This is a genomic window from Fluviibacterium sp. S390, assembly GCF_049800695.1.
Taxonomy (GTDB): Bacteria; Pseudomonadota; Alphaproteobacteria; order Rhodobacterales; family Rhodobacteraceae; genus Meridianimarinicoccus.
Window position 1 is genome coordinate 100,486 of record NZ_JBNAFN010000004.1, and the last position, 25,886, is coordinate 126,371.

Consider the following 25,886-nt stretch of genomic DNA (forward strand, 5'->3'; position numbering starts at 1 on the left):
ACCCCGCGGGAACAAATACCCAGCACCAAGGCGCTGTCAACCTAGCCCCGATCCCGCCCCCTGGCCGAGAATCTTGGCAGAAGCGCCGAGAAATCAAGGCCTTGACCGCTTTCATGTGTGACAAATGCATCATAAAGCTCGGTCGCGCGCTGTCCCATGGGGGTGTCGGCGTCCACGGCCTCGGCGGCCTGTTGGCTGAGTCTGAGATCCTTCAGCATCAATTCGGCGGCGAATCCGGGCTTGTAGTCGTTGTCCGCAGGCGACTGCGGTCCCACCCCCGGCGCCGGGCAATAGGCGTTCATCGACCAGCTGTAGCCCGACGAAGTCGACACCACGTCGAACATCTTGCCCCGGTCCAGACCCAGCTTGTCGGCCAGCGCGAAGGCTTCGCAGGTCACCGCCATGGTGGCGCCCAGGATCATGTTGTTACAGATCTTGGCCGCCTGCCCGGCGCCCGAGGCGCCGCAATGCACGGCCTTCTGGCCCATGATGTCGAACAGCGGCTCGGCGATGGCGAAGGCGGCGTCGCTGCCGCCGACCATGAAGGTCAGGGTGCCGCCCGCAGCACCGCCGATGCCACCCGACACCGGCGCATCCAGCGCCAGCACGCCGCGCGCCTCGGCCTGGTCCGCCACCGCGCGGGCGCTGTCCACGTCCACGGTCGAGCAATCCAGCAGCACCGAGCCCGCCGCCATGCCCGGCAGAACCTCCTCAGCCACCGCGCGCAGGATGGCGCCGTTGGGCAGCATGGTGATGACCACCTCTTGCCCCTCGGCCGCGGCAGCCGCGGTTTCGGCCCGCGCCACGCCGTCCGGCATCTTGGCCACAAGGTCAAAGCCGGTCACCGCGTGGCCCGCCTTCATCAGATTGGCCGCCATCGGCGCACCCATGTTTCCAAGGCCAATGAACCCGATTTTCATGCCATGTCTTCCTTTTCGAATGTCAGGGCATCCTTGCCCAGCGGCATCAGCATCCGCACCACCTCCAACCCGCCCACGGCGTCGATCCCGTCATGACGCCAGCGCGGGGTGCGATCCTTGTCGATGATCGCCGCGCGGATGCCTTCGATGAAATCGCCGTGCTCCATCGCGCGATGAGTAAAGCGGTATTCCAGATCCAGCGCCCGGCGGATATCGCCCACACCGCGCAGACGATGCACCATTTCCACCGCACAGGCCACCGCCAGCGGCGAGTTGCGCGCGACCGCCCGCAGGGCCGTTGCCGCCCAGTCGCCGCCGTCGGCCACCAGCGACCGCTTGATGTCGCCGATTGTCTCGCCGCCGAAATGGGCGTTGATCTGATCCATCTGCGCGGCCAGCGCGCCTTCAGGGGCCTGCGCCACGAAACCGTCCAGCACGGTGACGTCGCCCTCTGCCAACAGGGCCGCCGTCAGATCGGGCCAGCGGTCCTGCGGCACGAAGACATCGGCAAAACCGGCAAGGATCGCATCCGCCGGTCCCATCCGCGAGGCCGTGGTGCCCAGGTATTCGCCCAACCGCCCCGGCGCATTGGCCAGGATCATCGAGCCGCCCACATCCGGCACCAGCCCGATGCCGACCTCGGGCATGGCGACCTGGCTGGTTTCGCCCACCACCCGGTGCGAGGCATGGCAGCCGACCCCGACCCCGCCGCCCATGGTAAAGCCCTGCATCAGGCTGACCACCGGCTTGGGGTATTCGTACATCTTGGCGTTCATGCGGTATTCGTCGCGCCAGAACCTGCGGCCAAAGGCGAAATCCCCGGCCCGCCCGGTGTCGTACATTTCCTGAATGTCGCCCCCGGCACAGAAGGCGCGCTCGCCCACCGCGTCGATCAGCACCAGCGCGACGGCATCATCCGCGCACCAGGCGTCCAGAGCGTCCTCGACCGCCAGACACATTTTGTAGGTCAGCGCGTTCAGCGCCTTGGGCCGGTTGAAGGTCATGCGCCCGACCTTGCCCTCGACCCGGATCTCGATGTCGGCCATCAGCCGCGTGCCTCCAGCAGTTGCCGCGCGACGATCACGCGCATGATCTCGTTGGTGCCTTCCAGGATCTGGTGCACCCGCAAATCGCGGACCAGCTTTTCAATCCCATAGTCGGCCAGGTAGCCATAGCCGCCGTGCAACTGCAGGCACTGGTCGGCCACCCGGCTTCCGGTCTCGGTCACCAGCCGCTTGGCCATGGCACAGAACTTGCTGGCATCGGGCGCGCCGGTGTCCAGCTTCCACGCCGCCTGCCGCAGGAAGGTGCGCGCCGCCTGCAACTCGATCTCCATGTCGGCCAGCCGGAACTGCAACGCCTGGAACTGGTCGATGGATTTACCAAAGGCCTTGCGCTCGCCCATATAGGCCAGCGTTGCGTCCAGCGCCGCCTGCGCACCGCCGATGCTGCAGGCCGAGATGTTCAGCCGCCCGCCGTCCAGCCCCGCCATGGCATAGCGAAAGCCCTTGCCTTCCTCGCCCAGCAGGTTGTGTGCGGGCACCGCCACGTCATCCATCTGCACCTGCCGCGTCGGCTGGCTGCGCCATCCCATCTTGTCTTCCAGCCCGCCAAAGCTCAGCCCCTCGACACCGTCTTCGATCAGCACCGTCGAGATGCCCTTCGGTCCGGCCTCGCCGGTGCGGCACATGACGATATAAGCGTCCGAATAGCCGCCGCCCGAGATGAAGGCCTTGGTGCCGGTCACCCGGTAGCCCTGATCGGTCTTCTCCGCCCGCGTCTTCAGCGCCGCGGCATCCGACCCCGATCCCGGCTCGGTCAGGCAGTAACTCAGCACGGTTTCCATGGTCAGCGCCTTGGGCAGGACCCGCGCCTTCATCTCGTCGCTGCCGAACTTGTCGATCATCGCCGCGCACATGTTGTGAATCGACAGGAAGGCCGCCACCGACGGGCAGGCCATCGACAGCGCCTCGAACACCAGCGTCGCATCCAGCCGCGTCAGGCCTGACCCGCCCTGCTCCTCCGAGACATATAGCCCGCCAAAGCCAAGGGCGGCCAGTTCCGGCCACAGGTCCTTGGGGATGGTGCCGTCGGCTTCCCAGTCCCGCGCCAGCGGCGCGATACGCTCGGCGCCGAACTCCCGCGCCATGTCGAAAATAGCCTGCTGTTCCTCGCTCAGCGAAAAATCCATGACTGCCGTCTCCCTGTGCCGTGCGCGTTTATATACAACTGTTCAATTAATCACTGTCAAACGCCTTCTTGGCGGCGAATCCCCCCGAAAGCTTGCAAATACCCCCGTCCGCGACACTTCGCGCGCCCCGCCCACGGGGCTTGCACCGGCATTGGCAAAGACCACAACGCGCGATCCGCCCGCTACGTTTGTCCCGCCCAAAGGGAAAAACCAAGGGTTTTCAAACGGCTTTCTCGGGCACCCTGTCTTAACCAGATGCCCTATGTCCTTTTACGACATGATGATGTCGTTTATGAACCTACGTAATCAGGCACCAAATGCCTGACTGCAACGATCCAACAGAGGAAAATTGATGACCCGAACCAAGACAACCCTGCTTACCCTGCTTGCTGCAACCGGGCTGGCCAGCGCGGCCCATGCAGACTGCGGCGAAGTGACGATTACCGAAATGAACTGGGCCTCCTCGGCGGTGGTGACCCATGTGTCGAAGTTCCTGATGGAACAGGGCTATGGCTGCAAGGTCACCACGGTGCCCTCCTCGACCACACCGGCACTGATCTCGGTGGCCGAAACCGGCACCCCCGAGATCGTGACCGAACTGTGGATCAACGGCACGCCCGCCTATGACGACCTTTCGGCCGAGGGCAAGATCCTGACCATCGCCGACGTGCTGTCGGATGGCGGCATCGAAGGCTGGTGGGTGCCGCAGTACCTTGTGGACGAACACCCCGATCTGGCGACCATCGAAGGCATTCTGGCCAATCCCGACCTGGTTGGCGGCCGCTTCCACCAGTGCCCGGACGGCTGGGGCTGCAAGAACACCAACCTGGCGCATATCAACGCCTGGAACGTGGAAGACGCCGGCATCGAGATCTTCCAGCATGGCTCGGGCGAGACCATGGCGACCTCGATCGCGGCCGCCTTCGAAAGCAAGGAACCCTGGCTGGGCTACTACTGGGCGCCGACCTCGGTGCTGGGCAAATACCCGATGGTCAAGGTCGACTTCGGGGTCGAGCACAAGCCCGACGTGTTCAAATGCTATGCCGATCCCGAGTGCCTGACCGACGAAAAGACCACCTACCCGGTGGGTCCGGTGAAGACCGTGGTCACCACCGATTTCGCCGAGAAGCATCCCGAACTGCATGACCTGATGTCGAAAGTGTCGTTCACCAACGCGCAGATGGGCGAGATCCTGGCCTGGGCCGAGGAGAACCAGGCCTCCAGCGAAGAGGCCGCGGTCTACTTCCTGACCACCCAGTCCGATGTCTGGTCGGGCTGGATCAGCGACGACGCCCGCGCAAAGCTGGCCGCCCTGATCAAGTAAGGCCACCGGACACCAGGGGCGCCCTCAAAGGCGCCCCTCTTCCGTCCCGGCCCCTGCCCCGGCCCTTTCGACCGCAACAAAGGACAAATCACCAATGGCATTCTATGACGGGCTGATTGACAGCCTCGGTCTGCGCGACTGGTGCGACAAGGACGCCACCGACGGTCCCATGTCGATGACCCAGCTTCTGGCGCAGGCCTCGGGCGACACTGACGCCGACGCCGCGCCCACCCCGCTTCTGGAAACCCCGTTTCCCTCGCTCGACGTGCTGCACGAAGCCTGCCCGGCAATCTCCCAGACCCGCGACATGACCACCGGCGTGGAAAACGCCTTCCTGGCCATCAAGGATCCGCTCAAGGTGGTGCTTGACCCGCTGACCCAGCCCCTGTCCTGGGCGCTGGACGGCTCGCTCGCCTTTTTCGAGGCGGTGCCCTGGTTCATCATCATCCCGGCGCTGCTGATCCTGACCTATTACGCTTGCCGCAGCCTGTCGATCACCGCCTTCGTGGCCGCATCTTTCCTGTTTCTCGCCTTCATCGACCACTACGACTACGCGATCCAGACGCTGTCCATCATCTTCGTCTGCACCATCATCAGCGTGCTCCTAGGGGTCCCCATAGGCATCCTGATGGCCCGGCATGACACCTTCCAGAAGATCAACATCCCCGTGCTGGACATGCTGCAGACGTTGCCGACCTTCGTTTACCTGATCCCGCTGATTTTCCTGTTCTCGGTAACGGAATCCAAGCTCTATGGCATCGCCATCATCCTTTATGCCATCGTCCCGGTGATCCGCCTGACCGACCTGGGCATCCGTCTTGTGGATCAGGACGTGATCGAGGCCGCCGACGCCTACGGCATGACCGACCGGCAGAAGCTGTGGGGGGTACAGATCCCGCTGGCGCTGCCCAACATCATGGCCGGCGTCAACCAGACCATCATGATGAGCCTCGCCATGGTCGTCATCGCCTCGCTGGTCTCGGCACCGGGTCTGGGCGTTCTGGTCCTGCGCGGCATCCGCAACCTGGAACTGGGCGTCGGCCTTGTGTCGGGCTTCGGGATCGTGCTGCTGGCCGTGGTCCTGGACCGCACCACCAAGGCGGCGCTCAGCCGCATCAACGCATCCACCAAGGCGTGAGGTCCAGATGACCCAAGACCCCAAGGTTTCCATCAAGGGCCTGTACAAGATCTTCGGCCCCGACCCGCAATCGGTCCTGCCCCTTGTCCTGAACGGCATGGGCAAGACCGAACTGCTGGAAGACCACGGCCATGTGCTGGGCCTGCAGGACATCAACGTCGACATGCAGCCCGGCGAGATCACCGTCATCATGGGGCTGTCCGGCTCGGGGAAATCCACCCTGATCCGGCACCTCAACCGGCTGATCGACCCCACCGCCGGCGAGGTTCTCGTCGATGGCGAGGATGTGCTGCAATACGATGAAACCCGCCTGCGCCGGTTCCGTCAGGAACAGATGTCGATGGTGTTCCAGAAGTTCGCCCTGCTGCCGCACCGCACGGTGCTGCAGAATTCGGCCATGGCCCGCATCACGCGGGGCGAGAATGAAGCCCCCGCCCAGGTCGAGGGCCAGAAGTGGCTCGAACGGGTCGGGCTGACGGGCTACGAAGGCCACTACCCGCACCAATTGTCGGGTGGCATGCAGCAGCGGGTGGGCATCGCCCGCGCACTGGCCTCCGACAGTCCGGTAATGCTGATGGACGAGGCGTTCTCGGCGCTCGATCCGCTGATCCGCACCGACATGCAGGATCTGCTGATCGAACTTCAGAAAGAGCTGCACAAGACCATCGTCTTCATCACCCACGATCTGGACGAGGCCCTGAAGCTGGCCGATCATCTGGTGATCCTGAAGGACGGCTATATCGTCCAGCAGGGGGAGCCGCAGAAGATCCTGCTCAACCCCAACGATCCCTACATCGAAGACTTCGTGTCCGACATCAACCGCGCCCGCGTGCTGCGCGTGCGTTCGGTCATGCATCCCATGGCCGAGGCAGGTGACCTTACCTTCGCCGGAGAGGTCGAACCCGATGACAACCTCGAAAAGCTGATCTCCATGTCCGAGGGCGACACCACCAAGTGCTACAAGGTCAGCAAGGATGGCCAGGACCTGGGCTTCCTCGACATGAAGGAACTGGTCCGCGCGCTGGTGCCGGCTCAACCGGGCAGCACCGGCGCCGTCCGCTAGGTCCCAACCATACCCCAGCAGCGCCGTGCAAGCGGCGCTGCCCCCCTGCCCCGGTCTCTGGCCGGGGCTTTTTCGTGTCTACAGGCAGTGGCGCACGTCCGTCCCCGTAAACGGGTGCCTTACCCGGCGCTGCCATCCCGGAATCGGGTACCTTTCAAACAAGCCCGCTGCCAGTCTTGTTCCCGCAAACGGGCACCCTAGGTTCCTGCAAGCGGGTGCCTTCACGCCCGCGACAGGGCAGGTTCCCTCGCCTGCCCTGTTTTCTGTTCCCGGATTTCGCATATATCGGGTGGTTGTACCCGCGATGACCACTATTTCTGGGGTTTTCGCGGCGAAACCCGGTCAAAAGCGTCCTTTCTGTCAGACCATGTGCGCCCTTCCCTGCGATCTGCGGGATATCGGCGCGCATTTCCCCCTGCCCTTCCCGAAAACGGATACCTTTGACGGTTTCGCATCGGCCCGAGGTGAAGAACCCGCGACAAACATCTGCAATTGCCCGATTTTTGGACCGGCCTTGTCAGGGACCCGTTTGCAGGACGCCCCCACGCCCAACAGGCACCCGTTTGCGGGACCAACCTCATCTCGGCCATGGGACCGGTATTCGGCCAGATCAGGGTTTTCAGAACTAACGCCAAATCCGCGCCCTTTCAGGGGGTCTGAAACTGTATGTGCTATATTTTGTGATTATGCTCACAACAAGAACGGGGGCCGTCTGGCCCCCGCATCCCCTCCCCTTTCAGGTTTCGCCGCGAAACCCTGGCCCTAGCGGGGCTCCAGCAGGCGCTTGACCTCGAACATCACGGCGTCGACCATATCCATGTTCACCGTCGTGCCTTCCAGTCGGATGTAATAGCCCTTGCTGTCGCTTTCCCGCCGGATCGTGATGCCATTGTCCAGACGGTAGATCCCCGGCCCATCGGCTTTCGGGCTGGCGGCCTTGCGCGGACGCCCGCCCTTCTTGCCGGGCTGGGTGTCGGCCTCGGCCTTCTCCACCAGCGGCTCCATCAGCGCCCATTCGGCCTCGGCCTCGGTGCCCTGCCCGCTCGACAGCGCCTCGCGAATCTCGCCCGCCAACCCGCCGCGCAGGGCATTGGCCAGCCGCAGCCCAGCACGCTCGGACAGTTGCTCGGGAAAGACCAGCATGTCGCCCAACTCCTCATGGACCAGTGCGAAGGATCGGATCTTCGATCGCTTGGCCTTGCTGGCCGCGTGGAACAACCCGTTCACCGCCGCCTCGACCGTGTCATAGGCCCCCTGCTGCACCGCCAGAACCGCCACCCGGCCGCGTTCATAAGGCGTCAGGCTGGCCCGGATCTCGTTCTCCTCGACCATCGCCAGATAGGCCCCGGCCACGCTTTGCGGCTGGCGCAGGATGGCACGGATGGTCTGGTATCCCGCCGCCCCGGTCTCGGACTCCAGCGCCCGGATCGCAGCCAGACGGCGATAGCCGGACAACAGACCATAGGCCGGCCCGTCACCCGGATCGGCGATCTCGAACACCTCGATGGGCAGCCGCAGCCCGCTCAGCGCGATCGAGGCTTTCAGCTCGCCCATGGCCTCCGCATCCATCACCATACGGTCGCGGGTCAGCTCGTCGGCGACGATGTCATCGGTGGCGATCTCCACCAACATCAGCCCCTCGGCCTCGGCCTCACGCAACCGTTCGGCGTCGCGTTTGTCCTTGGCGGCCTCGGCCCGCATCTCGGCGGTCATGGTCGGCGTCGGCGTCAGGGCGGCGGCCTCGGCGGCGACCTGGGCGATGGGCGGCATCATGCCCGACGGCCCCGCCGCCGACAGACCCGAGGGTTTCGCGGCGAAACCCTCTTCGATGGCGTGCAACTCCTCGGCCGAGGGCGCGGTCAGTTTTCTGCGCTTGGCCATGGGTTACTCCGCCGCTTCCGACTGCGCCATCTGCGCGTCACGCCACCACGATCCGATCAGGATCTCTTTCAGTTCGGCATAGGTCCGGTCAAACGCCTCGCGGCCCCGCACATAGGTCTCGCGGTTGAACTCGCGGTAATCGGCCTCGTAGATGCCGTTCACCTGTTCACCGGCCTGACCGACCAGCGCGGTGAATTCCTGCCGGTGGGCGTTCATGAAATCGCCGAAATAGGCCTGGATCACATTCGCCAGATCGGTCTGCTGGTTGGCGTCGAACCGGGTGATCAGCGTGCGCACCACGTCCCATTCGAACTTGACCTCATCCAGCCCGGCAGCCCGTCGCACGTTGTTTTCGCCGTCCTCGATCGAGGCGAAGGTGGAATAAAGCATGTCGAAGAAACGCCCGGTGCTGTCGAACTCAAGGAAGGACGCCCCCAGCGGCACCAGCAGGATATCGGCCGCCGCCAGCGCGTTGATGGTCAAATAGCCAAGGGCGGGCGGCGTATCCAGAAGGATGACATCGTATTGGTTCAGCAGATCCTCGTCTTCCAGGAAATTCGTCAGCGCGTCCCACAGCGCCCAGCGACGCAGGGCCATGCGCCAGACCGGGATCTGGAACTCGGCCCAGTAAAGGTTCAGCTGCGCGCCGATCAGGTCGATGTTGGGCCAATGGGTCGGCTGCACGATGTCGGCGGCATGGGTGTCCAGAGCCGCTGTCAGGGTCTCGTCCAGGGGCAGGGGGTCCTGACCCGAGGCGGTGCGCACGAGGTTCTCCTCCTGCACCTGGCGGGCATAGTCCTTGGCGATCAGCGGAAAGACGGTTTTCCATTCATCCTCGACCTGGCCGCCCATGATCGAGGTCATCGAGCCCTGGCTGTCCAGATCGACCACCAGCACCCGGTAGCCATCCAGGGCTGCCGACATCGCCAGATGCGCCGCCGTTGAGGTTTTGCCGACGCCGCCCTTGAAGTTGGCCACCGCGACGATCTTGGCGGGCAGGCCTTCGGGGCGGTAGGGCTTGTATTCCTTGGTTGAAATGCCGCCCTCGGCGAAATGGCCACGCAGGGTCATGACCTCTTCCAGGGTGAACCACTTGGAGCCGCCGGCGCCTTCGCCCTGGGGCAGGTCGGGGTTCTGCTTCAGCACCCGCCGCAAATGCGCCGGGGCCACCGGGATCAAGTAGCGGCAGATCTCCCAGGTGGAGAACTTGCGCAGGCGTTTGCGGCCGTCGGGAGCATAGCCGCGCTTGGCCAGATCCTCGCGCCCGCGGGCGGCGAAAGCGGCGGCCTTGGCGAATCGGGCGGTGTCGCTGGGGTGCGGAAGACGGGCGGCCGCTGCCTGGGGATCGAGGTTGAAATAGGGTGGGGGCGGGAGTTCTGATTTTTTCGACATGGGTGCGCCTGTATGAAGATGTGCTCGGATTATTGTGATTTTCGGTGACTATCGCACATCGCATGGGCTGTGTGAATTCCCGATGAAGGGCCGCACATTGGGAATTCTGGTGCAGGTTTCGCCGCGAAACCCCTATTTTCAAAGAAAAATCAACGCAAGCCACCCTCCTTATAGCTTGTAGGAATCTTTCAGGTCTTTAGGGTATTTGGGACAAGAAAAAGACGTAATAACAATACATTACATGGCTTTGGGTTGCCATATACGGGATGAAGGGTGCCGCGATACGGGGGCAGGGGGGCCTGTCTTCGGGACAACGGGGATATGTTTGCGGGCCAATGGGGGTCTGCACACAGGATTGGCGGATTTGGCCCGGATTAGAAGGTCAGCAGGCGGGCAGGAGGTCGCGTTGTGGGCTGTGGCAGCGGGGCCGGGGGGCTGAAGGTGCCTGTTTGCAGGACGATCTGAAACCTCTCCCGTAGAAGGGTACCTTTGAAATTCTTGAGTTCGGGCACCTTCTGTGCCACGGTTTCGACCAAGCGGCACAGACCGCAGATGAGGCATATTCCAGGCAGGATCACGACCATGTCCCACGAGACCATGGCGGGAGAGATCCCACGCGACAAGCTGACCGGACCGCTGCGGCGGGACTCGGTCAAGAAAAACGTGGCCGCGATCCACGTGTCGGGCAAGCTGACGCTGTTGCAGCGCAAGCTGTCCAATGTGCTGCTGCTGAACGCCTATGACGCCCTGGCGAGCCAACCCACCCACAAGATCGACGCGCGGACCCTGTGCCTGATGATCGGGTACAATTCCAACGACATGGACACGCTGAAAACCTCGCTGCGGGGGCTGGCTGAAACGGTGGCGGAATGGGACATGCTGGGCGAGGATGGCGAGCATGAGTGGGGGGTTTCGGCGCTGCTGAGCTATGCCAAGCTGAAAGGCGGGGTCTGCGAATACGCCTATTCCCCGGCGCTGGCGGCCAAGCTGCATGATCCCAAGGTCTTTGCCCTGATCAACCTGAACATCCAGCGGCGGTTCACCAGCGGCCATGCGCTGGCCCTGTACGAGAATTGCTATCGCTTCGTGCGCACCGGCAGCACCGGTTGGTGGGATCTGGACCTGTTCCGGCGGCTGATGGGCGTGGAAGGGTCGAATTACTATGAGGTGTTCAAGCATCTGAACGCCAAGATCATCAAGCCGGCGGTGGCAGAGGTGAACCGGACCTCGAACATCCTGCTGGAACCGGAGACGCGAAAGATGGGGCGGGCGGTCTCGGCCATCCGGTTCCGGATCAAGGACAACCCGCAGCTGGCGATGCTGGACATGGACGATGGCGCCGGGCTGCGCCAGAGCGGGGTTTACGACCGGTTGAGCGCACTGGGGGTCAGCGACCGTCTGGCGCGGCAATGGATCGGCGAGCATGGCGAGGCCTATGTGGCCGAGAAGCTGGACTATGTGGGGCGGCAGTCCGGGGTGAAAAGCCCTGTGCGATATTTGTCGGCGGCGATCCGGCAAGGGTTCGGGGCAACCGAAGAGGCAGAGACCGCGCCGGTACCGGTGGCGCCCGAGGTGATGCAGGCCGCCGCCCAGCGGCAGATCGAGACCGAGATCCGCGCCGCCGCGCAGGAGGCGCGGGAGGCGGCGGTGGCGGGAGAGCGCAAGGCAAGGGCCGTGCGGATGGCCCGCGTGCGCGAGGTGGCCGAGGCGCGGCGACCGACCCAGCGGGACGCGGACAAGCGGTTGTTCCTGTCGGCGGTGAAGGACCCGCTGGAGCGTGAGGATTTCACCCGGCTCGGCTGGGCCTCGGCGCTGAACGCCCGCGCGATCTGTGCCTTCTGGGAAGAGTTGGAGCCGGACATCTTCGCGGATCTGCCCGAGATCTGACGCGGGGCAGGGGCCCCCGGCGGACCCGGTTGGGCCCGCGCGGGGAAGTTCGGCAGGGCAGGGGCCTCAGACGAAATCGAAGTCCGAAGCGGTCAGTACGGTGGCCAGGGTATCGGCCAGCGTGATCTGGTCGGCACCCCCGGCGCTGAGGGTCATGATCACATGGGCGCCCGATTGGCTGATGGACAGGTCGGCCAGTTTGGTGACGCCGCTGTGGGTGGTGAAATCCAGCCGGTCGAGGCCATCGGTGTAATCCTTGACCACGTCACGGCCAAAGCCGTCGGACCAGGCGAAACTGTCGGATCCGGCGCCGCCAAGGTAGAAATCCCCGCCCGCGCCGCCGTCCAGCCGGTCGTTGCCCGCCGCCCCGATCAGCGCATCGGCCCCGCCCGCGCCCAGCAGCGTGTCATTGCCGGTACCGGCAAAGATCACATCGCCCGCCGAACCGCCGGTCACAACGTCATTGCCCGCGCCCGAGGCGATGGTCACCCCGGTGGCCAGCCCGGTGGCGTCGATGGTGTCATTGCCGGTCAGCCCGTTGATGCGTTCGACCCCGGCCCAGCTGCCAACCGACAGCGTCAGGCCCGCGGCGTTGGAGACCACGGCCTTGTCGAAGCCCGCGCCGCCGTCGAACACCACGTCGCCGTTCTCGCCGATGTAAAGGATGTCGTTGCCGGCGCCGCCGTCGAAAGTGTCATTGCCCGCGTTGCCCAGCAGCACGTCGTTGCCGCCCATGCCCGACAGGGTGTCGTCGCCGTTGCCGCCGATCAGCACGTCATTGCCCGCCCCGCCGGTCAGGGTGTCGTCGCCATCGTCGCCGAACAGCAGCAGGCCGGTGGTTTGGCTGGAGCCGTCTATGGTGTCGTCGCCGGTGAAGCCGTTGATCCGCTCGACCCCGCTCCAGCCGGTGAGGGTGACCGAGGTGCCGCCGGCGTCGTTGATCTGGGCCTTGTCGAAGCCGCGCGTGCCGCTGTCGGTGATCGTGTCGAACCCGTCGATGACATAGAAGTCGGATTCGTCGCCGCCATCCATCCGGTCGGCGCCCGAGCCACCGAACAGCTGGTCGGTGGAGGCCCCGCCCGTGATCGTGTCGTTGCCCGAACCGCCGAACAGCAGATCGTTGGCAAAGCCGCCCGAGATCGTGTCGTTGCCCTCGCGCCCGAAGAGGGTGAGGGCGGTGAGGACGGATGCGCCGTCGAGCGTGTCGTCGCCGGCCTCGGCCGAAACCTCCTCGACCGAATTCCAGAGCGCGAGGTTCAGCGCCAGCCCGAGCGTGGTCTCGAAGCGGACCCGGTCGGTGCCGGTGCCGCCGTCCACCACGTCGCCGGCGCTGTCGACGAAGATCTGGTCGTTGCCGGCGCCGCCATTGAGCTTGTCATCGCCCTTGCCGCCGAACAGCATGTCGTCGTCATCGCCGCCGCTGAGCGCGTCGATTTCGGTGCCGCCGAACAGCATGTCGGCCCCGGTGCCGCCGGACAGAAGGTTGGTGCCGGCGATGCCGTAGATCTCGTCATCCCCGGCACCGCCGAAGAAGACATTGTCGCCGGTGGTGCCGAACAGGCGGTCGGTCTGGTCGGTGCCGATGGCGGATTCGATCGAATCCAGCCGGTCGATGTTGCCGTGGCTGTCGCGGGCCAGCGGGCCGGTTTGCCCGGTCACCAGTCCCGCCGCGCCGGAAAGATCCACCAGCACCCCGGCGCCGCCGGTCTCAAGGCTGTAATCGGCGGTGTCGCGGCCATCGCCGCCGCGCAGGATGTCGGCGCCGTCGCGGCCTGTCAGGAAGTCGTCGCCGCCGCTGCCGTCCAGCGTGTCGTCGGCTGCGGTGCCGCGCAGGGCGTCGGCGTGATCGGTCAGCACGACAATCTCGATACCCGTCAGATCGGCGAGGTTGCGCAGCGGGCCAAGCGTCGGATCGAGGGTCGCGGCGTCGCGGGTGCGCACTTCGATGGCCGCGGCGAGGTCCAGTTCCACCGCTGCCCCGAAGCGCGAGAAATCGGCGGTGTCGATGCCGCCCGCGCCGTCGATCAGGTCGAACCCGCCTTGCCCGGCGGCGCCCGCGATGAAGAAGGTCTGGTCGGCGCTGTCGCCGGTCAGGCTGTCGGACGCCAGCCCGCTGACCACCGCCTCGAACCCGGTCAGGGTGTCGGTGCCGATGTCGGCGCCCGTGGCGGTGCCGCCGGTGGCGGTGAGCGAGACGGTGATGGATTGTGTCGCCGTGGAATAGTCGACGATGTCGAACCCGTCCTGCGGATCGGCGCTTTCCAGATCGCCGAACAGATCGTCGTCGCCGCCGCCGCCGGTGATTATGTCGTTGCCGAAGTCGCCCAGCAGGCGGTCGTTGCCGCCGCCGCCGTGGATGTGATTCACGCCGGTGTGGCCATAGACCTCGTCATCGCCCGATCCAGTGCGGACGGCATCGAAGCCGCTGATGGTGTCGATGCCGACCTGGGTGCTGTTGGTATCCTCGGCCACGTCGAACAGCAGGTCGACAAACATGTTGGTGGTGGCCCCGGTGTAGTTCAGCAGATCGAAACCGTTGCCGCCGTGATAGGTGTCGTCGCTGCCATCCAGACCGGCCACGACTTCATCATTGCCGTCGCCCGCGTTGACGGTGTCGGACCCGTCGCCGTCAATAAAGATCGTGTCGCCCGCATCGCCGGTGAGCGAGTCGTCGAAGGCGGTGGCGATGATGCGTTCGATGCCACTGATGGTGTCAGTATCCCCGGTCTGGTCGATCACCAGTCCGGCGGACAGATCGACGCTGATCCCCTGCGCGGCTGCGGTGGGGGCGGAGAGGTCGAGCGTGTCACGCCCGGCACCGCCGAACACCGTCTGGCTTCCCGCGCCCAGCACGAACAGATCGTCGCCCGCGCCGCCGCCCAGCGTCAGCCCGTCGCCGGTGATCTCGAACCGGTCATCGAAAGCGCTGCCGACGAATTGCTCGGTGTTGGAGACTGTCAGGATCTCTTCGTCCAGCGCCCCGGTGATGGTGGTGTCCCGATCGGTGCGGATGCCGTCGGCGGTGCCGAAGCCCTGGGTCACGCGGATGGCATGTTCGAAGGGTGAAAAATCGGCAAGATCCAAGTCGCCGCCGCCGTCGAAGCTGTCAACGCCGTTCTTGAGGTCGATGCCTTCCTGGGTGTCGGTGAAATCGTCGCCGCCGTAGACATAGGTGTCTTCTCCGGCGCCGCCGAAGCCGTGGTCATTGCCCGCGCCGCCGATCAGCGTGTCGTCGCCAGTGCCGCCGCGCAGGAAGTCATTGCCATCGCCGCCGTCCAAGTAGTCGTTTTCGTCGCCGCCCTCCAGAACGTCATCGCCTTCGTCGCCGTAAAGCTGGTCGCGGCCTTCATCGCCATAAAGCGTGTCGTTGCCTTCGTCTCCGGACAGCAGGTCGGCCCCCTGACGGCCGGCCAGAGTATCGTTACCATCGGCCCCGAAGAAGATATTGGCGGCGCGGTCGCCCAGCAGGGTGTCGCCGTTGTCGGTGCCGAACAGGTTTTCGATGCTGACGAGGATCTCGCCATCCGCAATGCCCCGCGACCCGGCGCGATAGATCAGGTCCACGGAGACGCCCGAAGTGCCGCCCAAGGCGTTGTAGGACACCGAATCCGCGCCCGCGCCGCCGTTCAGCAGGTCGGCCCCGGCGCTGCCGTTGAAGAAGTCGTCGCCCGCAGCCCCGGTCAGGTTGTCGGCCAGCGCCGAGCCTTGTGCGCCGAGGTCGTCATCGCCCGGGGTGCCGGTGGCGGTGGTGCCCGCCGCAGCCGGGGTGACGATGGCGCCGCCCAGATGTGACAGGTCGATGCGTCCGGTGAAGTCGGTGAAATCGTATTCGAAATCCAGCCCGCGTCCGCCGGTGGCGAAATAGTCGTAAATCACCAGCGTCGGAATGCTGCCGCCGGTTTCGGTCAGCGCCAGATCGTCGGTGCCGGTGCGCGCGAAGGTGACATCGCCGCGCGCGACATTGTCGAAGTAGATGCGCGCGCCCTGATGGGTCTCGCGGGCAATGAAGTCGGCGCCATCGCCGGAGCGGAAGGCGTAGGTGTCCAGCCCGTCACCGCCGACCATGATGTCGATGCCAAGGCTGGAGACGAGGATGTCGTCGCCGCCATTGCCGAAGAGGTTGCCGTTGCGCAGGGGGGCGACAAGGAAATCATCCTGATCCGAGCCCTGGATCAGCATTTCCTCGATGTTGCGATAGGTCAGGGTGTTGGTGCCGTCGCTGAGGGTCAGCCCCGCCGCGAAGGACGGATTGGCGGCGAACATGGCCGTCAGATCGGCACGGCTGGTGGAGGCGCCGGTCAGGGTGGCGCCGATCCGGGTGCCGGCCTGATCGAGGATGGCGAAGCTGAGCGCGCCGGTGGTGGCCTCAATATTCAGAATGTCATAGTCGCCCCCGGAACTGCCGCCGTCCACATCCGCAACCCCGCCGCGATAGGTGATGACGTCATCGCCCAGCCTGGTGTTGGCCCGGTCCGGCGTGGCCTGCGTGCCGCCGGTGCCCAGATCGACGATGTCATCGCCATCGCCGGTGTCGATGCTGTCGGCCAATGCGCCGCCGAACACCGTGTCATTGCCGCTGCCGGTGCGCACATGCAGCCGTTCGAACCCGCCGACATAGGTGCCGTTGCCGATGTCCTGCACGCCGGAAAACCCGGTGAAATTGCCGTCTTCGTCAAAGGCCTGCGTGCCATCTGCGGCGGCATCCCCGGCATTCTGGTCGCTGTCGGCATAGAGGGTCAGATCGGCGGTCTCGGCACTGAGATCGGCGGCGAACAGATCGGCGTCCCCGGCCTGATCGCCGCCGTAGTTGATGAGCCCGTTCTGATAGAGCACCAGATCATCGTGATCGTGCGCGCCGGCCACGTTGACCGCCTCGATCTCTTGATAGAGCAGCGATTCCCCGTGCGAGCGGGCCACCATCAACTCGGCCAGCGGCAGGTTGTCCAGCGCCGTATCCAGTTCGGCGCGGGTTGCCCCGGCGCCCAGGTTGCCGGTGCCCAGGGCGGTGAAGCTGGCGTCAAACAGCGACCATTTCAGCCCTTCGCCACGCCCGCCCATGACCAGGTGATCCAGCCCGTCGCCGCCGCTGATGAAGTCCGAGCCGTTGCCGTCCCAGAACAGCAGGTCGTCGCCGGCCTCGCCATAGATGCGGTCGTCGCCGTCGCCGCCCTGGATGATGTCGGCACCGTCGCCGCCGAACAGGCGGTCTTCAAGCGCGCCGCCCTTGAGGCGGTCGTTGCCGCTGCCCGCCTTGACGATGCCGCGTTCGAAGCCGCGCAGGAAGACGCCGTTGGCCAGGGTCACCCCGGCGGCGTTCTCGGCGCCGAAGGCCAGGTCGATGCCCACCTGCTGGGCCGAGAAATCGGCGGCGAACACATCGCCGGGACCGCTGCCCTCGCCACCCGCGTCATAGGTGGCCCCGCCTTCGTAGAAGATCAGGTCCGAGGCAGAGTCGCTGCCGGTGACATTGACATGCTCGATGCCATGGTAGCTGAGGAAGGGATCGTTTCCGGCAAAGCCCAGCGTGTCGCCAAAGCGCATTCCCCGGCCCAGCGTCAGGGTCTGGCCCGCGACGGGGACGATGAAATCCGCCAGCAGCCCCATCGCCCGTTCGATGTCATCGGCCGAGGCGGTGGCGTCGAACACCTCGCGCGTGGGGGTCGCGGTGGTGATGGCGGTGGGGGTGTAGAGCCCGTATTCCAAACCCTGCGATCCGGCCTCGGCCGCGACGATCAGCCAGTCCTGCCCGGCGTCGCCGTGCAGGATATCGGCGCCATCGTCGGACCAGAAGAAGATGTCATCGCCATCACCGCCTGACAGGTCGTCGCGTTCCTGGGTGATGGTGCCGGGGGTCAGAAAGCCGCGCAGATCGAAGACCATGCCGTTGAAGGGATCGAACTCGCCGCCGTTGATCAGGTCATTGCCTGCGCCGCCGTCAAAGCCGTCGCTGTAGCGCCCGCCAAGGAAATGGTCGGCCTGGTCGGTGCCAATGGCCACGATCCGTTCAAACCCGTCAATGACCGTGTCGCCGAAGGTCAGAACCTGGTTGGCGCCGGTCTGTTCCAGCCGGTTGGCGGCCACCAGATAGACCCCGGTGGTGACGTCCTTGCGGGCTGCGTAGGTCCCGAAATCAGCCAGCAGGGCGTCTTGCATCTGGCGGTCGGGAGACCATTCGCCATCGCCGCCAAAATACTGCAGCCCGCCGGTGTAGAGGACGGTGTCCTCGGAGAAATCCGAGCCGATCACGTCGATGGCCTCGACATCCGAGTAGAAATCCGCGCCAACGCTGAATCCCAGTTTGCCGTAGCGCAGGAAGTCCTGATCCGCCGGGTTGGTCAGCGACGCGTCGACGTTCAGCGGGGTGTTCTTGATCCGGACATCGCCGAAACTGCCGCCGTCGTGAACCTCAAGCACGTCGAACATCGCGCGCACCGATTGGCGTGCCGTGGCATAGGCTTCGGTATTGCCGTCCACCACCAGTGTCAGGTTGATCTCGGTCGCCACGTTTTCCGGCGCGGCGCTGGTGCGATTGATGTCGGTGGCCTTGAAGACGCCGATATCAAACCCGGTTCCGCCGAACACCGCGTCCGACAGTGCCGTATGCTGACTGCGGTCTTCGATGTCGAAACTGTAGTAGATGACGTCGTCATCCGCCCCGCCAAATACATAGTCCTTGGCCAGATCCGGCGAGAGCTGGATGAAATCATTGCCGCCCGACGCTTCGAACCAGTCTTCGTACAGGCCGCCCGACAGGAAGTCGTCCTGATCGCCGGTGCGCAGGACGAAGGCTTCGATGTCTCGCAGGGTCACGCTGCCGGCCACTTCCACGCCGCTTGCGTAATTGGCCTCGGTGCTGTCGAAGCTGATCGCGGTGTTGGGAAAGATGTGCTTGAAATCCGCAATGAAAACATCGCCCACGACGACGTCGCCAAAAACTCCGCGCGTCTCGCCCCCGCCATCGAAATACATGCCCTGGCTGTCGCGCATCACCATCACGTCGCCGTTGGTGCTGCCCTGAACCTGCGCGGTGCGCTGGTTCTTCAGGATATTGTCTTCATTTCCGGGGGTATATTGATAGGCCACATAGGTCGAGTTCGCGATGCCGTTCAACAGGGCGACCTTGTGGTCGATCGAGGCGTTTGCGTAGATGAACGTGGGATCGGTGGTGCTGTTGGGGTCGATATCAAGAAGTGCGTCGGAAAAGCCGGGGGTGCCGTCGTCCACCGAAACGGTTGCACCCAGAACATCGTTGACCACGGTGTTTCCGGACACATCGACAACGGTGTAGGTGTTGTTTGTGGTCAGGGTTACGTCGGCCGAGACATTGCCAAGCCAAACCCGGGTGACATCCGACGTGCCCGGTGCGGGATTGTTGAACCCGGCCAACACATTCCGGACATCCTGGTTGGGATCGTTGCCCCACAGGTGCCCAAAGGTGGCAACCGCACTGGCCACGTTTTGCGTGACGGCGGCCTTGTATTCATAGACCCGCTGCGCGGCATTGGGGGCTTCGGGGTCCCATCCGGCGGGGGAATCGTCGGTGACGAAGACTTCGTAGCTGTCGGTCTCGCGGTTGAAGGACCCGGCGCTGTAGCCCCATGTGCCGGGGTCGGTGCCATTGCCGGGGGCCGTCGCGTAACTGCCGGTCGGCAGGGCAAACTTGTCGTTGTAGAAATCGAACAGCTTGGCCTGAAAGCCGCCTTCGGGAAAGGTCAGGTCCAGAAGCGGGCCAAAGCTGAAGGCCAGATCGTCGGACACCCAGGCGCCGCCGAATTCGGCTTGCAGCGCACGGATGGTCAGGGCGGCGTCGATGCCCAGCCCGACCGAATGGGAATACTGCACATCGGTCAGGTCGTAATAGCCGGTGACCGTCACCACGGCGGTGCCATCAGGCCCCAACTGGCTGGAACGCGGCAGGTCCACTTGCGCGACATTGCCCAGCGTTGTCTGGGTGACCACGTCATCGCTGAAATCCGTCGGCGTGCCCGCGTCCGAACGCAGCACCACGCGCACATCCGGCGTGGCGTCGCCGCCGCCGATATCCAGCGCCACATCCTCGGTCAGCACGGTGCCGGCGTTGGCATCGATGTCCAGAACCGTCGCCGAAAGCTCGAACTTGCCGCGCGGGACGTAAGGAATGTAGTCGGCCAGATCGAAGGTTTCGTCAAAGAACACCACGTCGCCGACCTTGCTGATGATCGGCCCGACGGGGGGGGGCAGCTTGCCGGCCAGTTCCAGAAACAGCTCGTCCACATCGACGTTCAGTTCCAGAAACTTGGTGTCCGAGAACCCCGAGCCGGATACAAGGCTGCTGCCGAAACTGTTGCCGAACGTGTCGGCGCCGGTGGGCAGGCGGGCAAAGACCTCGATCCCCGGATAAAGCTGGCCCGAAATTTCGAACTCGGGCTTGATCTCGATGATCGGGACGCGTTCTTCGATATCGATAAGCTTGAAATCGTCTTCTTCGCCCGACGCGCCGAAGGCAAACCACTGGATATCGCGAAAGCCCAGTTCGATCTCCAGGATGAAATCCAGCCCGGCACCGGGGCTGCCACTGAACCCCTTGCTGTCGATTTGCGCCGTGCGCACCGTCCATTTGGTCAGGTCGAAACTGGCGCTGGCCGGGGTGGTGGTGGTCTGGGTCAGCGAAACATTCACGCCCGGTGTATATTCCACCGCCACGTCGATGTCGTAGCTGGCATTGAAGTGGCCCGCATCGACGAGTTCGGCATAAGCCTCCAGCCCGACCATGAAATTCATGTAGGCCTCGCCCGAAACGCCCGCGACCCAGATATCGAAGTCGAAGGATTCGGTCAGTTCCGGGGCGGTATAGATCAGCAGATCGCCGGTGGAGATGCGGAATTCCCGCGCCTGTCCGGGGGCCCAGAGCGACTGGTTCGCGGTTCTGAATTCCAGCGACGTGTTCTTGACGACCATGAAGGGCCCCTTTCATGATTAAACGCGATGGCCCGGTGTCGAGCCAAATCAGATAACCATAATCGGGGTCTTCAATACATGTTAATTGACACCCGCGGGGTGAGGCGATCCGGCATTGCCCCGGGCGTCAGTCTTCCAGCAGGTGTTCGTAGCGGGCGTCGGTCAGGGTCTTCAGGAAGGCGACGATGGCGTCGATGCGCATGTCCTTCAGGGCGGGCCCGTGGGTCAGTTCTTCCAGGGCCAGCGTGTCGGGCACCGACGGCGGGCCGAAAGGGTTGCCGGTTTCGGGGTTGATCTTCCGCGCGTCCGAAACGGTGTTGTAGGTGTTGTAGAACAGCACAACGGTGCGCAGGTCCTTGAAGATGCCGTTGTGCATGTAAGGGCCGGTGACGGCCACGTTGCGCAGGGTCGGCACCTTGTATTTGCCCATGGCCTGCGGATCGGTGACCAGGGGGTTTTCGGCCAGCCCGATGTCAAGCTTGGCCGGATCGACGCCGTTCATCGCGCGCAGGGCCACATTCACCGGCACGCCGATGTTGAAGTATTCGTGGTTGGTGAACACCTCTTGCTGGTCCGCCGCGCTGAGGCCGATCTTGTGGCACTGGTCGCAATTGGTGAACTGCGGCGAGAAGAACAGCACGCGGCCCAGTTCTTCCATGTCGGTCAGGTCCGCCTCGCCGCGCAGGAAGCGGTCGTACTTGCTGTCGAAGGGCGCAAACCGGGGCGTGCGTTCGAAGGCGGCGATGGCTTGCGTCATGGCCGCATAGCCGGTGTCGGGATCGTCCAGGGTACCGGGGCCGAAGAGGGCCGGGAAGGCCTGCGTGTAGACCGGGTTTTCCAGCAGACGGGCCAGTACGGCGGCAGTGTCGGGCATGCCCATTTCGGCCGGGTTCAGGGGCGGGCCGCCGGCCTGATCCTCCAACTCCGGCGCGCGGCCATCCCAGAATTGGCCGCCGACCCAATCGCCGGCCTCGTTGCGATGAAAACCGGGGCGCAGCGCCGTATAGGTCACGGTGGGTGCGTTGCGATCGCCCAGCGACACACCGTCGTCGCCGGTCGAGGCCATGCCGCGCGGATCGGCAAAGCCGCTGTCCGGATCGTGGCAGGTGGAACAGGACTGGGTGCGATTGAACGACAGGTTTTCATCGAAGAACAACAGTTCGCCAAGCGCCTCTCGGGTGGTTGGTACCGGGGTGTCGGCATGGGCGAGGGGGGCGAGCAACAGGGAACACAGAACAATGGAAAGGCGCATGGCAAAGACTTCTTTTCTGGGACGGGTGTTTCCTAGCAGGCAGTAGAGCGGTGTCCTTGATCCCGATCAAGTTAGTCATGGCGGGCATGACTGAGGGCCGGGAGGGATGTGATCCCAAGGGGAGAAACCGCGCGACTCACGCCGCCTGCGAAGTGGTCGCTGGGGTCAATCCGGGCTGGACCGACGGTTTGCACGGGTTGCGCGGAAAGATGAGAAATAAAAAGAAAACAGTGGCAAACCTGTTTCTGAGGTACGAACCTCAAATTTTTCTTTACGGATCGGAGCACCCTCTCGTACCGTAAACCTATCCAGCGATTCGCCATCCACGGTCGCCGGCGAGAAAAAAATGGGGAGGAATGGATGTCTTACAAGAAACTGGTTTCGGCCAGCGCGATTGCGCTGTGCACATCCTCGATCACGACGCTTGCACAAGCCGATGATCTAACCTTGTGCTGGGCGGCATGGGACCCGGCCAACGCGCTGGTGGAGCTGTCCAAGGAATTCGAGGCCGAGTCCGGCCACACCATGAATTTCGAATTCGTCCCCTGGCCGAATTTCGCGGACCGGATGCTGAACGAGCTGAACTCGGGCGGCAAGCTGTGTGACCTTCTGATCGGCGACAGCCAGTGGATCGGCGGCGGGGCCGAGAACGGGCACTACGTCAAGCTGAACGACTTCTTCGATGCCAATGGCATTTCGATGGACGATTTCGCGCCGGCCACCGTTTACGCCTATTCGACCTGGCCCAAGGGCACGCCGAACTACTATGCGCTGCCCGCCATGGGCGATGCCAACGGCTGGTTCTATCGCAAGGACTGGTTTGCGCGCGACGACATCCGCGCCGCCTTCCAGGATGCCACGGGCCGCGAGCTGGGCGAACCGAAGTCGCAGAAGGAATTGCTGGAGATTGCGCAGTTCTTCCAGGGCCGCGAGATCGACGGCAAGAAGGTCTATGGCGCGGCGATCTTCACCGAGCGCGGCTCGGAAGGGATCACCATGGGCGTCACCGGGGCGCTGTATCCCTGGGGTTTCAAGTACGAGAACACGCCGGGATCCTATGACATGGAAGGGGCGGTAAACTCACCCGAGGCCGTCGAGGCGCTGGAATTCTACAAGGAGTTCTACGAAACCGCGACACCGCCGGGCTATACCAACTCGTACATGGGCGAGAGCCTGGATGCGTTCAAATCGGGCCAGGTCGCGATGGCGATGAACTGGTTCGCCTTCTTCCCCGGCTTGTATGCCGATCCCAACACCGGCGGCGACAAGATCGACTTCTTCGTCAACCCGCCGCAGAACCAGGCCGGGTCGACGCTGGGCGGGCAGGGCATTTCTGTGGTGTCCTATTCCGAAAAGAAGGATGCGGCGCTGGAATACATCCAGTGGTTCGCACAGCCCGAGGTTCAGGCCAAGTGGTGGGAACTGGGCGGATATTCGGCCCACAATTCCGTGCTGAACGATCCCGGTTTCGTGGAAAGCCAGCCGTTTGCCGGCGATTTCCTGGAAGCGATGAGTGCGGTGCAGGACTTCTGGCAGGAGCCGGCCTATGCCGAACTGCTGCTGGCGATGCAGAAGCGTATCCATGACTATGTGGTGGCCGATCAGGGCACCGCGCAAGAGGCGCTTGACCTGCTGATCGAAGACTGGACCGAGGTCTTTGAGGACGAAGGCAAGCTCTGACGCCAGACCCGGAAGCAGGCTTCGGCCTGCTTCCGACACGTCCTTCGGCATCTTGCGCCGAACCCTAGAAAAATCGGAAGTTTTCCCATGTCCGAGCGGACCATAGACCGCGTTGCCACGGCAACGCCCCAGAAAGTTGCGCGCAAAATCAAGGGACTGTCCGACAGGGCCATCGCCTGGATCTTCGTGGCGCCGACGATTTTCCTGCTGCTGGCGATCAACATCTTTCCGCTGATCTGGACCATCCAGTTGAGCTTTACCGATTTCAAGGCGAACCGCATCGGGCGCGAGGTCAAGAACATCGGGCTGCGCAACTACGAGCGTATCCTGACCGACAATGACATCTGGCTGAACATGCAGGCCACGGCGCATTTCCTGTTCTGGACGATCTTCTTCCAGGTGCTGATCGGCTTCACGCTGGCGTGGCTGATCAACAAGAAATTCAAGGGCAACGATCTGTGGACCACGATCATCGTGCTGCCGATGATGCTGTCGCCGGCAGTGGTCGGCAACTTCTGGAAATTCCTGTACCAGCCGCAAATCGGCCTGTTCAACTACATCGTGGCGTTCTTTTCGGGCAAGGATCCGTCCAGTTTCCAGATGCTGGGGCAGGTCAACCTTGCGCCCTGGTCCATCGTCATCGTGGACACATGGATGTGGACGCCCTTCGTGATGCTGATCTGTCTGGCCGGGCTGCGGTCGATCCCCGACTATATCTATGAAGCCGCCGAAATCGACCGGGCCAGTAAGCTGCGCCAGTTCTTCACCATCACCATTCCCATGGTGCTGCCCTTCCTGATGCTGGCGGTGCTGTTCCGGGGGATCGAGAACTTCAAGATGTTCGATCTTGTGGTGCAGCTGACCGGCGGCGGTCCCGGCTCCACCACCGAGCTGACCTCGATCAACCTGAAACGCGAGGCCTTCGAGAAATGGCGCACCGGCTATGCCTCGGCCTATGCGATTATCCTGTTCGTGACGGTGTTCGGGCTGGCCTCGATCTATGTCAAGGCGCTGAACAAGGTGAAGGAACGCTGAGGATGCCTGACATCAATCCCGCCCCGCGCCCCGGTTTTCTTTCAGTGAAAGTGTCCGCGTCATGAGCAGCTTTTCCGTCACCACACCGTCGAACCGGTCGAAATGGCTGGCTGGCACGCTGGTCATCACCTACGCGCTGATCACCATGCTGCCGCTGGTCTGGATCCTGTTGACCGGGTTCAAATCTCCGGCGGATTCGATCAGCTATCCGCCCAAGGCGATCTTCGAGCCGACGCTGGAAGGCTACGTCAACCTGTTCACCACCCGCACCCGGCAGACGCAGGAATTCCTGGCCGAGAACCCGCCGCAAAACTGGGCCGACGACATCGTGCGCAAGTACGACATGGTCATCGTCGGGCCGTCGAAATTCGGCGAACGCTTCCTGAACTCGGTCATCATCGGCTTCGGCTCGACCTTCCTGTCGATCTTTTTGGGTACGCTGGCGGCCTATGCCTTCAGTCGATTCAAGATCCCACTGGCCGATGACCTTCTGTTCTTCATTCTCAGTACCAGGATGATGCCGCCCATTGCCGTCGCCATCCCGATCTTCCTGATGTACCGGAAATTGGGATTGTCCGACACGCATCTGGGGATGATCCTGCTTTATACGGCGGTGAATATCAGCCTTGCGGTCTGGCTGCTGAAGGGCTTCATCGACGAGATCCCGCGCGAATACGAAGAGGCGGCCCTGATCGACGGCTACACGCGGTTTCAGGCCTTCTACAAGGTGGTGCTGCCGCAGGCCGCCACCGGTATCGCCTCGACCGCGATCTTCTGCCTGATCTTCGCGTGGAACGAATATGCCTTCGCGGTGCTGCTGACCTCGGCCACGGCGCAGACAGCACCGCCCTTCATTCCCACGATCATCGGCATCGGCGGGCTGGACTGGCCCGCGGTGGCGGCTGGCGCGACGATCTTCCTGCTGCCGGTCATGATCTTCACCATCCTGCTGCGCAAGCATCTGCTGCGCGGGATCACCTTCGGAGCGGTTCGCAAATGATCCAGTTCTTGTCCGGCCTGATGCGCCTGCGCCGCGGTCCCTGGGAAATGGTGGCCACCATCCTGATTGCCCTGGGGGTGTTCATGCTGATGCAGCCGTTTGTGCTGTGGGCCTTCACCTATTCCTTCATCGTCACGCTGGTGGGCACGGTGATGTTCATCGTCGTCAGCCACTTCCCGGAGTAAC

General features: G+C 63.8%; 15 protein-coding genes. 8 read left to right on the forward strand and 7 right to left on the reverse strand.

Features of this window, described 5'->3' with window-relative positions:
- Positions 1–41 precede the first annotated feature (41 nt).
- From mmsB to ACP15K_RS04800, 3 genes are read right to left on the reverse strand one after another with little or no spacing between them, the layout of a single operon-like run.
- Positions 42–920: a 3-hydroxyisobutyrate dehydrogenase gene (mmsB, locus tag ACP15K_RS04790; protein WP_193141463.1), complete on the reverse strand. Its 879-nt coding sequence runs from the start codon at positions 918–920 to the stop codon at positions 42–44.
- Positions 917–1,966 carry an enoyl-CoA hydratase/isomerase family protein gene (locus tag ACP15K_RS04795; RefSeq protein WP_424989953.1) on the reverse strand — a complete coding sequence of 350 codons (1,050 nt, stop codon included), beginning with the start codon at positions 1,964–1,966 and terminating at the stop codon, positions 917–919. Before ACP15K_RS04795 ends, mmsB begins: the two co-directional genes overlap by 4 nt.
- Positions 1,966–3,111, reverse strand: a complete 1,146-nt coding sequence (locus ACP15K_RS04800) for an acyl-CoA dehydrogenase family protein (RefSeq protein ID WP_193141461.1) — start codon at positions 3,109–3,111, stop codon at positions 1,966–1,968. The genes ACP15K_RS04795 and ACP15K_RS04800 overlap by 1 nt, the downstream gene beginning before the upstream one ends.
- Before the next feature lie 352 nt (positions 3,112–3,463).
- Between ACP15K_RS04800 and ACP15K_RS04805 the strand changes: the two genes are divergently transcribed.
- The 3 genes from ACP15K_RS04805 to ACP15K_RS04815 all read left to right on the forward strand — a co-directional run bounded on the left by ACP15K_RS04805 (position 3,464) and on the right by ACP15K_RS04815 (position 6,636).
- Complete coding sequence (locus ACP15K_RS04805; RefSeq protein WP_193141460.1) at positions 3,464–4,435, forward strand: glycine betaine ABC transporter substrate-binding protein; 972 nt, start codon at positions 3,464–3,466, stop codon at positions 4,433–4,435.
- A 94-nt stretch (positions 4,436–4,529) separates the two neighbouring features.
- On the forward strand, positions 4,530–5,573 hold the full coding sequence (locus ACP15K_RS04810) for an ABC transporter permease (RefSeq protein ID WP_193141459.1): 1,044 nt from the start codon (positions 4,530–4,532) through the stop codon (positions 5,571–5,573).
- A 7-nt stretch (positions 5,574–5,580) separates the two neighbouring features.
- Positions 5,581–6,636 carry a quaternary amine ABC transporter ATP-binding protein gene (locus ACP15K_RS04815; RefSeq protein ID WP_424989954.1) on the forward strand — a complete coding sequence of 352 codons (1,056 nt, stop codon included), beginning with the start codon at positions 5,581–5,583 and terminating at the stop codon, positions 6,634–6,636.
- A 762-nt stretch (positions 6,637–7,398) separates the two neighbouring features.
- Here the strand turns inward: ACP15K_RS04815 and ACP15K_RS04820 are convergent.
- Positions 7,399–8,517, reverse strand: a complete 1,119-nt coding sequence (locus ACP15K_RS04820; protein WP_424989955.1) for a ParB/RepB/Spo0J family partition protein — start codon at positions 8,515–8,517, stop codon at positions 7,399–7,401.
- Between the two features lie 3 nt (positions 8,518–8,520).
- The gene (locus ACP15K_RS04825) at positions 8,521–9,909 is read right to left on the reverse strand and encodes an AAA family ATPase (RefSeq protein ID WP_193141456.1); all 1,389 of its coding nucleotides are present in this window, start codon (positions 9,907–9,909) and stop codon (positions 8,521–8,523) included.
- A gap of 582 nt (positions 9,910–10,491) precedes the next feature.
- On the opposite strand from ACP15K_RS04825, the gene ACP15K_RS04830 reads away from it, so the two are divergent.
- Positions 10,492–11,796 carry a replication initiation protein gene (locus ACP15K_RS04830; protein WP_424989956.1) on the forward strand — a complete coding sequence of 435 codons (1,305 nt, stop codon included), beginning with the start codon at positions 10,492–10,494 and terminating at the stop codon, positions 11,794–11,796.
- A gap of 66 nt (positions 11,797–11,862) precedes the next feature.
- Here the strand turns inward: ACP15K_RS04830 and ACP15K_RS04835 are convergent, their stop codons facing one another.
- Together ACP15K_RS04835 and ACP15K_RS04840 are read right to left on the reverse strand one after the other, a co-directional pair.
- On the reverse strand, positions 11,863–20,733 hold the full coding sequence (locus ACP15K_RS04835; protein ID WP_424989957.1) for a hypothetical protein: 8,871 nt from the start codon (positions 20,731–20,733) through the stop codon (positions 11,863–11,865).
- Between the two features lie 127 nt (positions 20,734–20,860).
- On the reverse strand, positions 20,861–21,985 hold the full coding sequence (locus ACP15K_RS04840; protein WP_424989958.1) for a cytochrome-c peroxidase: 1,125 nt from the start codon (positions 21,983–21,985) through the stop codon (positions 20,861–20,863).
- Positions 21,986–22,345: 360 nt separating this feature from the next.
- On the opposite strand from ACP15K_RS04840, the gene ACP15K_RS04845 reads away from it, so the two are divergent.
- The 4 genes from ACP15K_RS04845 to ACP15K_RS04860 all read left to right on the forward strand — a co-directional run bounded on the left by ACP15K_RS04845 (position 22,346) and on the right by ACP15K_RS04860 (position 25,885).
- Positions 22,346–23,665, forward strand: coding sequence for an ABC transporter substrate-binding protein (locus ACP15K_RS04845; RefSeq protein ID WP_193141452.1), 1,320 nt, complete (start codon positions 22,346–22,348; stop codon positions 23,663–23,665).
- Between the two features lie 87 nt (positions 23,666–23,752).
- A complete protein-coding gene (locus ACP15K_RS04850) occupies positions 23,753–24,700 on the forward strand; it encodes a carbohydrate ABC transporter permease (RefSeq protein ID WP_424989959.1) in 948 nt (315 codons plus the stop codon).
- A gap of 61 nt (positions 24,701–24,761) precedes the next feature.
- Positions 24,762–25,700 carry a carbohydrate ABC transporter permease gene (locus ACP15K_RS04855; protein ID WP_193141450.1) on the forward strand — a complete coding sequence of 313 codons (939 nt, stop codon included), beginning with the start codon at positions 24,762–24,764 and terminating at the stop codon, positions 25,698–25,700.
- Positions 25,697–25,885 (forward strand): hypothetical protein, encoded by a 189-nt coding sequence (locus tag ACP15K_RS04860; RefSeq protein ID WP_193141449.1) that lies wholly within the window; start codon positions 25,697–25,699, stop codon positions 25,883–25,885. The genes ACP15K_RS04855 and ACP15K_RS04860 overlap by 4 nt, the downstream gene beginning before the upstream one ends.
- The last annotated feature ends 1 nt before the right edge of the window (position 25,886 follow it).